Source organism: Staphylococcus sp. HMSC65H10 (genome assembly GCF_001839185.1).
GTDB classification, from domain to species: domain Bacteria; phylum Bacillota; class Bacilli; order Staphylococcales; family Staphylococcaceae; genus Staphylococcus; species Staphylococcus simulans.
On sequence record NZ_KV840399.1, the window covers coordinates 1 to 11405 of the forward strand.

General features: G+C 35.6%; 17 protein-coding genes and 1 other annotated feature. Of the genes, 16 read left to right on the forward strand and 1 reads right to left on the reverse strand.

What is annotated here, in order from left to right; genetic code table 11:
- Positions 1 to 241 precede the first annotated feature (241 nt).
- Together HMPREF3270_RS13645 and radC are read left to right on the forward strand one after the other, a co-directional pair.
- Positions 242 to 919, forward strand: coding sequence for a prepilin peptidase (locus tag HMPREF3270_RS13645; RefSeq protein ID WP_158257834.1), 678 nt, complete (start codon positions 242 to 244; stop codon positions 917 to 919).
- A gap of 14 nt (positions 920 to 933) precedes the next feature.
- Positions 934 to 1614, forward strand: coding sequence for a RadC family protein (gene radC, locus HMPREF3270_RS10890; RefSeq protein ID WP_070848583.1), 681 nt, complete (start codon positions 934 to 936; stop codon positions 1612 to 1614).
- A gap of 55 nt (positions 1615 to 1669) precedes the next feature.
- On the opposite strand, the gene HMPREF3270_RS14005 is transcribed toward radC, so the two are convergent.
- Positions 1670 to 1840: a hypothetical protein gene (locus HMPREF3270_RS14005; RefSeq protein ID WP_002481135.1), complete on the reverse strand. Its 171-nt coding sequence runs from the start codon at positions 1838 to 1840 to the stop codon at positions 1670 to 1672.
- Positions 1841 to 1987: 147 nt separating this feature from the next.
- Here HMPREF3270_RS14005 and HMPREF3270_RS10895 point away from each other — a divergent pair, with 147 nt between their 5' ends.
- The 14 genes from HMPREF3270_RS10895 (at position 1988) to yajC (ending at position 11301) form a co-directional block, all read left to right on the forward strand.
- Positions 1988 to 2455, forward strand: a complete 468-nt coding sequence (locus HMPREF3270_RS10895) for a DUF4930 family protein (protein WP_070848584.1) — start codon at positions 1988 to 1990, stop codon at positions 2453 to 2455.
- Between the two features lie 94 nt (positions 2456 to 2549).
- Positions 2550 to 2675, forward strand: a complete 126-nt coding sequence (locus HMPREF3270_RS14255; RefSeq protein WP_002481133.1) for a hypothetical protein — start codon at positions 2550 to 2552, stop codon at positions 2673 to 2675.
- Between the two features lie 215 nt (positions 2676 to 2890).
- Positions 2891 to 3730, forward strand: coding sequence for a rod shape-determining protein MreC (gene mreC, locus HMPREF3270_RS10900; protein WP_070848585.1), 840 nt, complete (start codon positions 2891 to 2893; stop codon positions 3728 to 3730).
- Complete coding sequence (mreD, locus tag HMPREF3270_RS10905) at positions 3730 to 4251, forward strand: rod shape-determining protein MreD (RefSeq protein WP_060804784.1); 522 nt, start codon at positions 3730 to 3732, stop codon at positions 4249 to 4251. The genes mreC and mreD overlap by 1 nt, the downstream gene beginning before the upstream one ends.
- Positions 4252 to 4283: 32 nt before the next feature.
- Positions 4284 to 4360 (forward strand) — a sequence feature (ribosomal protein L21 leader region).
- Positions 4361 to 4372: 12 nt separating this feature from the next.
- Positions 4373 to 4681: a 50S ribosomal protein L21 gene (gene rplU, locus HMPREF3270_RS10910; protein ID WP_002481130.1), complete on the forward strand. Its 309-nt coding sequence runs from the start codon at positions 4373 to 4375 to the stop codon at positions 4679 to 4681.
- Between the two features lie 2 nt (positions 4682 to 4683).
- On the forward strand, positions 4684 to 5004 hold the full coding sequence (locus tag HMPREF3270_RS10915) for a ribosomal-processing cysteine protease Prp (RefSeq protein ID WP_002481129.1): 321 nt from the start codon (positions 4684 to 4686) through the stop codon (positions 5002 to 5004).
- Between the two features lie 11 nt (positions 5005 to 5015).
- On the forward strand, positions 5016 to 5300 hold the full coding sequence (gene rpmA / locus HMPREF3270_RS10920) for a 50S ribosomal protein L27 (RefSeq protein ID WP_002481128.1): 285 nt from the start codon (positions 5016 to 5018) through the stop codon (positions 5298 to 5300).
- A 131-nt stretch (positions 5301 to 5431) separates the two neighbouring features.
- Positions 5432 to 6724: a GTPase ObgE gene (gene obgE, locus HMPREF3270_RS10925; protein WP_070848587.1), complete on the forward strand. Its 1293-nt coding sequence runs from the start codon at positions 5432 to 5434 to the stop codon at positions 6722 to 6724.
- 10 nt (positions 6725 to 6734) lie between these two features.
- Positions 6735 to 7190, forward strand: coding sequence for an ACT domain-containing protein (locus HMPREF3270_RS10930; RefSeq protein ID WP_002481126.1), 456 nt, complete (start codon positions 6735 to 6737; stop codon positions 7188 to 7190).
- 12 nt (positions 7191 to 7202) lie between these two features.
- Positions 7203 to 7808 (forward strand): Holliday junction branch migration protein RuvA, encoded by a 606-nt coding sequence (gene ruvA, locus HMPREF3270_RS10935; protein WP_002481125.1) that lies wholly within the window; start codon positions 7203 to 7205, stop codon positions 7806 to 7808.
- A gap of 25 nt (positions 7809 to 7833) precedes the next feature.
- Complete coding sequence (ruvB, locus tag HMPREF3270_RS10940; RefSeq protein ID WP_023016070.1) at positions 7834 to 8850, forward strand: Holliday junction branch migration DNA helicase RuvB; 1017 nt, start codon at positions 7834 to 7836, stop codon at positions 8848 to 8850.
- Positions 8840 to 9865 carry a tRNA preQ1(34) S-adenosylmethionine ribosyltransferase-isomerase QueA gene (gene queA / locus HMPREF3270_RS10945; protein WP_070848588.1) on the forward strand — a complete coding sequence of 342 codons (1026 nt, stop codon included), beginning with the start codon at positions 8840 to 8842 and terminating at the stop codon, positions 9863 to 9865. The genes ruvB and queA overlap by 11 nt, the downstream gene beginning before the upstream one ends.
- Before the next feature lie 18 nt (positions 9866 to 9883).
- Positions 9884 to 11023 (forward strand): tRNA guanosine(34) transglycosylase Tgt, encoded by a 1140-nt coding sequence (tgt, locus tag HMPREF3270_RS10950; protein ID WP_002481122.1) that lies wholly within the window; start codon positions 9884 to 9886, stop codon positions 11021 to 11023.
- A 17-nt stretch (positions 11024 to 11040) separates the two neighbouring features.
- Complete coding sequence (gene yajC, locus HMPREF3270_RS10955) at positions 11041 to 11301, forward strand: preprotein translocase subunit YajC (protein ID WP_002481121.1); 261 nt, start codon at positions 11041 to 11043, stop codon at positions 11299 to 11301.
- Positions 11302 to 11405: the final 104 nt, after the last annotated feature.

Consider the following 11405-nt stretch of genomic DNA (forward strand, 5'->3'; position numbering starts at 1 on the left):
TTTTAGCTCACCAGTCCTATTTGACAGAGAGCCGTTTATTCACGGCCATTTCAGAAGGAGTTTTTAATGTTTTCTTCATGTAAAAATGACAATTATATATGGTGTTTGTTTGTAAAAAATTAAAATAAAATATTTTATACATACTATTTGAAAATGACCTTCCTAGCACGTATAATAACGTTGATATTTTAGAAAGTAGGTGAAGCTTCTGCACGTTATTGTAGCTGTCCTAATCACTTCAGTGCTTGAAAGTTTTTTGTATCAACTGTGTTTTGTTAAAACATTAAACTTCAGTTATATGAAACAACGTTCAAAATGTGAAACGTGTCATCATGATTTAAAATGGTATGATTTAGTACCGATTATTAGTTTTGTGATATTAAAAGGTCAATGCCGGTATTGTAGGCACAAACTCTCTAAATTACATGTTATTGGTGAATTATGTGCGTTATTGCCAATCGGTTTGCTTGTTTTCAATGTAATTTACCCATCTTCTGCGTTATTTCTTGCTTTATATTTATTTCTGCTCGTTGCTGCACTGTATGATATGCATACACATACGATTCCCGTCCACTTTGTTTTAATTTTTATTATAGTTGTCATAGCCTTAGCGCCAAAGGTGTTTATAACGCAAATTGGTATTGTAATTTTGCTTCACATTTTATTTATACTTGCACCTCATGCGATAGGGTACGGTGACATTTTAATTTTTACTTTACTCAGTCTCGTCTTTCCTTATTTATTTTTCCTCATGATATTCTGTATGACTTTTATTATTGGTGGTTTATTTATGATAATGTTTCGCTTGTTCACGAAGCGTAGAATATTAGAGGTGCCGCTTATCCCTTTTATTTTTATCAGCTTTTTAACTATTTCTATCTTTTATCCTAACTTATTATTTATACTTCACTTTTATTAAACGGAGGTTTCATTTTGAATATAAAACACTTACCTGATTGCGATAAACCTAGAGAGAAGCTTATAGCTAAAGGAACACAACACTTATCTGAGTCCGAGTTGCTTGCCATATTGATTAATACTGGCAGAAAAGGGCGGTCTAGTATCGAAGTTGCGCAAGATTTATTAAATTTAACAACGAAGCTTAAAGATTTAAAACTATTGTCTTTAAATGACTTGATGGATGTGAAAGGTATCGGTATGTATAAAGCGGTGATTTTAAAGGCAGCGTTTGAACTAGGTGAACGTATGAATGCGCCGGATCAAAAAGAGAAAGTAAAAATTAATTCACCCCAAGATGCGGCGGATTATTTTTTATCGAGGATGATGCATTTAACACATGAACAGTTTGAGGTATTATTTTTGAACTCAAAGAATATTGTAATTCGTCATGAAGTCATCTTTGTAGGAACTTTGAATTCTTCTGTGGTGCATCCTAGAGAGGTATTTAAAGCAGCTATTAAGTGGTCGAGCAATGCGATTATTGTGGTACATAATCATCCGTCTGGTGATGTGACACCTTCAAAAGAAGATATTCATACAACAAAACGATTGCAAGAGTGTGGCAGAGTGCTTGGCATTGAATTGCTTGATCATATAATTATTGGAGATGCGAAGTATTTGAGTTTGGTTGAAGCGGGGTATTTTGATGATTAAAAAACCGATAACACGACATGAAGGTGTTATCGGAATGTAGTAAATATGCTTTGATTTAAAATGGATGCATTTGAAAATAGTTCAGAATCCACATAATCCCTTGATAAGCTAAATAAATAATTAAAGCGAAAATCGCAATTTTTATGATAAAACGTAGTAATGAAACACCTACTCTGAAGAGTAGACCAATCAATAATACGAGTAAAATAATTGTTAAAATTGACATGGCTGCAACTCCTTTACATATAGTGTAACTGAAATGTATTGTGGATGCATCGGTCTTGGGATTTAAATCAAGTGTCGTTCTCTAGTCTGATGAAAATTCTCGTAAAAAAGCGTACAATGAAATCATTAAGAATGGGACGGTGTGAGGATGCGTTTTCTATTTAACATCATTAAAAATATTATAGCAGTCGGATGCATCATTGTAATTGTCTTTTTTGCGTTGAAATATGCACCGTTTTTAAAAGAACAAGAATGGAATCCAATCAGCAATAAAACTACCTATTCATCTTATCAAGGCGGTAATGTACCAATTGAAGATTTCAAACCTGGCCAACGTTATGTTGTAGAAAAAAATGATATTTTGAATAATATGCCCGCAAGTCAGACTAAGAACATCTTTAACATATTGAATAAAGAAGAGTTTATGGATGTCAGCGGATTAAGCAGAATGGGCTATAATGATAATTATTTAATTGGGCAACGTGGCAATCAATTTATCATGTACAAATTCGGTTCTGATGAATTACGTATTTACGCAACGGAAATTGAACTGCATCAAGACTTACAAGCGATGCAGCAAAATATACAAATGCACCCTGTAGCTTATTTTAAATAAATCGAGTTGTTTCTATAGTGCATTATCTTGAAAATAATACAGTCTTACGTTACCCTTGTGTTGAATCATTGATAGAGAGGTTTGGTGTTCTTTAATGAGTAAACAAACAAATGGAAAAAACGCTGCTGAACAATCAAAAGCGCAAAAGCTGTTTGAGAACTGGAGAAAAGAAGAAACCCTGTATAAAGAAGATGAAAAAGAAGACAGCAACAAGAAATAATGATTCTGACTTAGATAGTGTATATGAACATTTACAGCTGATTTTTAATTAAAATAGAATGAAGATATTTTTTGGGCATCAGCCGATTTCAAATGAATTGCTGATGCTCTTTTTTTAAGTATTTTTTACCAGGTACAGTTGGCACTTTAACTAAGGTGTATAATAATATAAAATATAGTGAGATATGAAAAATTGAGTTAATAGAGGTGTTCAGGTTGTCCAAGTTTTTTAAAAATAACAAATTGATTGTTATTTTCTGTTCCCTGATTCTATTTATATCGTTAATAGGGTTATCGATCAGATCACATCACCAATCGCCTGTGGAACAATATGTCGGTGATACCGTGTCCGTTCCTCAACGCGTATTATCTTATCCATTACATATAGTAACAGGTTCAATTGACGGTTTATTCAATGGAAAAACATCAAAAGAGGATAAAAATAAAATCAAACAATTAGAGGCAGAAAATGAGAGATTGAAAGCGGAAAATGAAGGTTTTCGTAAAGAATTAGATATTAAAGACATCTCTAAATACGAACCTCTCAGCGCAACAGTAATTGCTAGAAATCCAGACCAATGGATGAATAAAGCGATTATTGATAAAGGGAAAAAAGCCGGAATCAAACAAAACCAAGCTGTTATTACAGCTGAAGGGTTAGTCGGCAGAGTTGTCAAAGTCAATCAGTTTTCTGCTCAAGTAGATTTGCTTTCAACTTCATCTCGTAATGGTAAACTTTCAGTTAATATTCAACATGATTCTAAAAAAATCTTCGGGTTGATTAACCATTATGATAGAAAAACAAATGAATTAGTTATCAGTGATATTGATAATAAGGATAAAATCGCAAAAGGCGATAAAGTTGTGACAAGTGGTTTAGCGAATCAAATACCAAGCAACTTATATATCGGTGAAGTTACTAAAGTAGAAAATGATCAATATGGGCTTTCAAAAGAAGTGAGAGTAAAAACAGCGGCAGATTTAAGTGGCTTAGATCATGTTTATGTTGCACAACGCGATCCGAAAACACTTCCTGATGAAAGCGGTGATGAATAATGCGTGCGTTTTACTATTTTTTAATTGGGGCTGTATTGTTCTATCTTGATTCATTAATCGCTTTAGTGATACCGATGCAAATCGGTGGAAGAGGGATTATCTTCGTACCGCATTTATTGTTGATGTATTTGTTGATTATTACCATCTATAAAAAACCAAGTATCGCAGTTGTACTTGCGATAATTTTCGGATTAACTACTGATTTATATTATGGAACAATCTATGGTTTAAATACATTTGGTTATTTATTGTTTGTGATTTTGATGGATTTCTTTTTCAAAGTATACTATCGAGATCATACGATGGTATTCATTGGTGTTTGGCTGTTTACAATCATCTTTGAAATTTACCAAGCATTAATTTATGGTTTATTAGGATTAATTAAATTTAATCTTTGGGACTTTTTATTATTCCGGTTATTACCAACCGCTTTCGTAAATTTACTGTTATTGGTGATTGTTTTTAGCTTGATTAAAAAATTAATCAAAAAATTAGATTTGCCAATTGACAGGAAAGCCTAGGGATGGTAAGCTTTAGCAGTTGAGTAGTTTATAGCTACATACAACCGCTCAAATATAGGTTTAAGTATACCAAGTGTATCACCTATATATGGCGTGACTTATTTTATAGGAGGTGCAAAGTATGTTTGCTATTATCGAAACAGGCGGTAAACAAATTAAAGTAGAAAAAGGTCAAGAAATTTACGTTGAAAAATTAGATGTAAACGAAGGTGACACTTTCACTTTTGACAAAGTTTTATTTGTAGGTGGAGACGCAGTCAAAGTTGGTGCGCCAACAGTTGAAGGTGCGACAGTAACAGCTACAGTAAACAAACAAGGTCGCGGTAAGAAAATCACTGTATTTACTTACAAACGTCGTAAAGACTATAAACGTAAAAAAGGCCATCGTCAACCATACACTAAATTAACAATCGACGCAATCAACGCTTAATCATGATTAAGATAGACGTTTCGTTTAATGAAGAGGGTCAAGTAACAGATGTCATCATGGATGGTCATGCTGAACATGGCGAGTATGGTCATGATATTGTCTGTGCTGGCGCTTCAGCGGTTTTATTCGGAAGTGTCAATGCTATCCTCGGATTAACATCTGAAAGACCTGACATAGATTATGACGATGATGGAGGCTATTTCCATCTCAGAAGTGTAAACGTAAACGATGAACAAGCGCAATTGATTTTGCAAGCAATGCTCGTATCACTTCAAACTATTGAAGACGAGTACCACGATAATATAAAATTAAATTATAAGTGAGGTGTATCCAGATGTTAAAATTAAACTTACAATTCTTCGCATCGAAAAAAGGGGTAAGTTCTACTAAAAACGGACGTGACTCTGAATCTAAACGTCTTGGCGCTAAACGTGCTGACGGACAATTCGTAACAGGTGGATCAATTTTATTCCGTCAACGCGGAACTAAAATCTACCCTGGTGAAAATGTAGGTCGCGGCGGCGATGACACATTATTCGCTAAAATTGACGGCGTTGTTAAATTCGAACGCAAAGGCCGTAACAAAAAACAAGTTTCAGTATACGCTGCAGCTGAGTAATTTTTGTTGACGCAACACCAGAAGTTTAACTTCTGGTGTTTTATTTTTGTCTTTATTTCTAAGCGTACATAAAGAATGATATAATAATCTAGATATTGCATTAGAAAATATATATAAAAGAGGTGAGAAACATGTTTGTCGATCAAGTTAAAATATTATTAAAAGCAGGCGATGGCGGTAACGGTATCACTGCATATAGAAGAGAGAAATATGTTCCTTTCGGAGGCCCGGCAGGCGGAGACGGCGGTCGCGGTGCATCTATAGTTTTTGAAGTAGACGAAGGGTTACGTACATTACTCGATTTCAGATATCAACGCCAATTCAAAGCCAAACGTGGTGAAGGCGGCCAAAGTAGTAACATGCATGGTAGAAATGCGGAAGATTTAGTATTAAGAGTCCCACCAGGCACAATTATTAAAGCAGTTGAAACGGATGAAGTCATCGCTGACCTAGTAGAAAATGGACAACGTGCCGTTGTCGCTAAAGGTGGACGTGGTGGTCGAGGCAACTCTCGATTTGCAACACCAAGAAACCCAGCACCTGATTTCAGTGAAAATGGTGAACCGGGTGAAGAAATTGAAGTCACATTAGAATTAAAATTAATGGCAGATGTTGGCTTAGTCGGTTTCCCAAGTGTGGGTAAATCTACATTGCTTTCAACAGTCTCAAAAGCAAAGCCTAAAATCGGAGCATACCATTTCACAACGATTAAACCAAATTTAGGTGTTGTTTCAACACCTGACCGTCGTAGCTTTGTTATGGCTGATTTACCTGGATTAATTGAAGGCGCTTCAGAGGGTGTCGGTTTAGGACATCAATTCTTACGTCATGTTGAAAGAACAAAAGTCATTGTACATGTGATTGACATGAGTGGATCAGAAGGCAGAGACCCTTATGAAGATTACCAAACTATTAACAATGAATTAAAATCTTACGGTCAACGTTTAGAAGATCGTCCACAAATCATCGTCGCAAATAAAATGGACTTGCCAGACGCGCAAGATAATTTAGAACTCTTTAAGTCTGAAGTTGGTGACGATGTAGAGATTATTCCAATTTCTGCTTATACACGAGAAAATCTTGATCAATTACTTTATGCGATTGCTGATAAACTAGAAGAGTATAAAGATGTTGATTTCTCTAAAGAAGATGATGAAGCATTAGGTGTGAACCGTGTATTATACAAACACACGCCATCACAAGATGCATTCACAATTACACGTGATGATGATGCAGCATTTGTGGTCAGCGGTAAAGCAATTGAAAGAATGTTCCATATGACTGATTTCAATAGTGACCCGGCAGTTAGACGTTTTGCGCGTCAAATGCGTTCAATGGGTATTGATGATGCATTAAGAGAACGTGGTGCGAAAAATGGAGATATCGTAAGAATTTTAGGCGGAGAATTTGAATTCGTTGAATAGAGGTGTCTAAGTGAACGATAAACAAGTGAAAAAGTTCTATCTGATACGAGAAGATGTACTTCCAGAGTCTGTCATTAAAACATTGCAAATTAAAGATGCATTAAAAGAAAATCCGCATTTGTCTATTTATGAAGCAGTCAGACAATACGGTTTATCTCGTAGTGCCTTTTACAAGTATAAAGATACTATCTTTCCAATTGATGAAAAGGTAGAAGATACAAGAGAATTCACTATCATTCTTTATGTACATGATAAGGTTGGTATGCTTGCACAAGTTCTTAATACGATTTCTCAAATTCACATGTCTGTTTTAACGATTCATCAAAGTATTCCGATGGAAGATAAAGCAACAATCACATTGTCTTTAAATACTGCAGGCAGTCAGACTTCGATTGAAGATGTGATTTTTGCATTACGAAACATTGAAAATGTTTATAAAGTAGAAATAATCAGTATGTCAATGTAAGGAAGTGACGGCGTGTACGCATATATTAAAGGTCAATTAACACAATTGTTCCCAACACACGTGGTGGTGGAAACGAATGGTGTCGGTTATGAAATCCAAACACCGAACTCTTATCGTTTTCAATCTTCATTTCAACAAGAAGTAGTAATTTACACGTCTTTAGTTGTTAGAGAAGATGCACAGTTGTTGTATGGTTTTATATCAGAAGAAGAAAAAGAAATGTTTTTAAGCTTGAATAAAGTGACAGGTATTGGTCCAAAATCGGCATTGGCAATTTTAGCTGCAAGTACGCCTAATGAAGTGAAAATCGGTATAGAAAATGAAAATGAAGCGTATTTAACAAAATTCCCAGGTATCGGTAAGAAGACCGCACGTCAAATCATCTTAGATTTAAAAGGTAAAGTTCAAATCACAGATGAAAGTGCAGATACTTTATTACAGCAACCTGATACAACTGTATCCGGCAATTCACCAGTCCTAGAAGAAGCCTTGCTTGCATTAGAAGCATTAGGTTATTCTAAGCGTGAATTGAAAAAAGTTGAAAAGAAATTGAGTACAGAGCAGTTTGAATCAGTGGATGAAGCGGTTAAAGCAGGTTTGAAAATATTAGTTTCTTAAAAATAAGTCAAAAGGAGGGGACACAATGGATGACAGAATGGTAGATCAAACGGTCCATGATGATGAATATTCTTTTGAATTATCATTGAGACCACATTTACTAAGACAATATATCGGTCAAGCATCAATTAAAGCTAATTTAGAAGTCTTTATAAAAGCAGCAAAGATGCGTGAGGAGCCATTAGATCATGTTTTATTATTCGGCCCCCCTGGACTTGGTAAAACAACCTTGTCAAACATCATTGCGAATGAAATGGGTGTAAACATCAGAACAGTCACTGGACCAGCAATAGAACGACCTGGTGATTTAGCAGCAATCCTTTCAGGTTTGCAACCAGGTGACGTTTTGTTTATTGATGAAATTCATCGTTTAAGCAGTGTAGTTGAAGAGGTTTTATATCCTGCAATGGAAGATTTCTATTTAGATATCGTGATCGGCAAAGGAGAAGAAGCGCGCAGTATTCGTATTGATTTGCCTCCATTTACATTAGTAGGTGCAACGACAAGAGCCGGCAGCTTAACGGGCCCTTTACGTGATCGCTTTGGTGTTCATTTACGTTTGGAGTTTTATAATGAGGATGAACTAGAAGATATTATTAAGCGAACTGCAGAAGTACTAGGAACAGAAATTGATGAAGAGAGCGCTGCAGAACTTGCGAAACGTAGTAGAGGTACACCACGTATTGCCAACCGTCTTCTTAAACGCGTTCGAGATTTCCAACAAGTCAATGAAGACGACAAAATATATATTGAAACAACAAAACGTGCATTACAACTTCTACAAGTGGATGATTATGGTTTAGATTATATCGACCATAAAATGATGCGCTGTATTATTAATCAATATAATGGGGGACCTGTCGGTTTAGACACAATCGCTGTTTCTATCGGTGAAGAACGTATTACAATCGAAGATGTTTATGAGCCTTTCTTAATTCAAAAAGGCTTTTTAGAACGCACACCGAGAGGAAGAAAAGCGACACCCCTAGCTTATGAACACTTTGGCACTGAACATGGAAAGAGGGACAATTTTGAATATTGAAGAGTTTGATTATCATTTACCGGAAGAACTAATCGCACAAACGCCGTTAAAAGATAGAGATACAAGTCGTTTATTAGTATTAAATAGAAAGAATGGCGACATTGAACATCGTCATTTTAAAGACATTATTGAATATTTTAATCCAGGTGACACGCTTGTCTTAAACGATACTAAAGTCATGCCTGCGCGCTTATTTGGTTTAAAAGAAGATACAAAAGCTAAAGTAGAAATGTTGATGCTGACACAAATCGAAGGTAATGATTGGGAAGTATTATTGAAGCCTGCGAAACGTATCAAAGTGGGTCAAAAATTATCATTTGGTGAAGGGAAAATCATCGCAGAATGTATTAAGGAATTAGAACAAGGCGGACGCATTATGCGTTTATATTACGAAGGTATTTTACAAGAACGTTTAGATGAATTAGGTGAAATGCCATTACCGCCTTACATCAAAGAACGTTTAGAGGATCCAGATCGCTATCAAACAGTCTATGCGAAGGAAACAGGTTCTGCCGCTGCACCAACAGCCGGCTTACACTTTACAGATGAGCTGTTAGAACAATTAAAAGCGAAACAAGTGAACCTTGCATTTGTAACATTGCATGTCGGTTTAGGTACCTTCAGACCTGTCAACGTTGATAATATAGATAATCATAAAATGCATAGTGAATATTATCAGATGTCTCAAGCTACAGCTGATTTGTTAAATGAAACAAAACAAAAAGGACATCGTATTATTTCAGTTGGTACCACATCAACAAGAACATTAGAAACGATTCGCAGAGACCATGACCAATTTACAGCACAAAGCGGATGGACGGATATCTTTATTTATCCTGGCTTTGAGTTTAAAGCTATTGATGCTTTAATTACGAACTTCCATCTGCCGAAGTCCACACTTGTCATGTTAGTTTCAGCATTCAGTTCAAAACAATATATTTTAAATGCATACCAAACAGCTGTCGAAATGAAATATCGATTCTTCAGCTTTGGTGATGCAATGTTAATTATTTAAGGGAGTCGTGAAAAAGTTATGCCTGCAGTAACTTATGAACATATCAAAACATGTAAACAATCCGGTGCAAGGTTAGGAATCGTGCATACACCGCACGGTTCATTTGAAACACCTATGTTTATGCCAGTAGGAACACAAGCTACCGTTAAAACTATGAGTCCTGAAGAACTAAGGGAAATTAATGCACAAATCATTCTAGGCAACACATACCATTTATGGTTGCAACCCGGTAATGACATTATTAAACGCGCGGGTGGTTTGCATAAATTTATGAATTGGAACGGCCCAATTCTGACTGATTCAGGAGGTTTCCAAGTATTCAGTTTAAGTAATTTACGTAAAATCACAGAAGAAGGTGTTCATTTCAGACATCATAAAAATGGTTCTAAATTATTCTTGAGTCCTGAGAAAGCGACAGAGATTCAAAATGATTTAGGTTCAGATATTATGATGGCATTTGATGAATGTCCGCCAATGCCTGCTGAATATAAATATGTCAAAGACTCTATCGAAAGAACAACAAGATGGGCAGAGCGTTGTCTGAAAGCACATAAACGACCAGAAGACCAAGCTTTATTCGGAATTATCCAAGGTGGAGAATATAAAGATTTACGTCAGCAAAGTGCTGAAGAATTAGTGAAGTTAGATTTTCCTGGCTATGCGATTGGCGGATTATCTGTGGGTGAACCTAAACCAGTCATGTATGACATGGTTGAATTTACTGAACAATTCATGCCTAAGGATAAACCACGTTATTTAATGGGTGTCGGCTCACCAGATGCTTTAATCGAATGTAGTATTCGTGGTATGGATATGTTTGATTGCGTATTACCAACACGTATAGCACGAAATGGTACATGTATGACTTCTAATGGTCGTGTGGTTATTAAAAACGCAAAATATGCAGACGATTTAAGTCCGCTTGATGAAAATTGTGATTGTTATACATGTCGTAACTATACAAAAGCTTACTTGCGTCATTTAATAAAAGCAGAAGAAACTTTTGGTATACGCCTAACTACTTATCATAACTTATATTTTCTGTTAAAATTAATGGAGGATATCAGACAGGCCATTCGGGAGGATCGTCTTTTAGATTTTAAAGAGGAATTCTTTGAACAATATGGATTGAATGAAGAAAATCCTAAAAACTTTTAATTAAAGGAGTAATGTTTGTGAATTTAACCGGTCTTATTTTACCTATTGCATTATTAGCTTTAATGTGGTTCTTCATGATCAGACCACAACAAAAGCGTCAAAAGGAACACCGTGAAATGGTGAACCGTTTGGAATCAGGACAACACGTTACAACAATCGGCGGCATCAAAGGTGTCGTACGTGCAGTTGATGAAACAACAGTTGTCATTTCAGTTAACGACAAAGGCACTCAAATCACATTTGAAAAAGGTGCTGTAAAACAAGTTAATCCAGACTAATTAATGTTAGTATGACATAGTATAGGCAAGCGTAAGCGAATTACCTGTACATAGATTAACCCAATAAACATCGGCTCTTTGTCAAATTCGGTTGATATATAAAA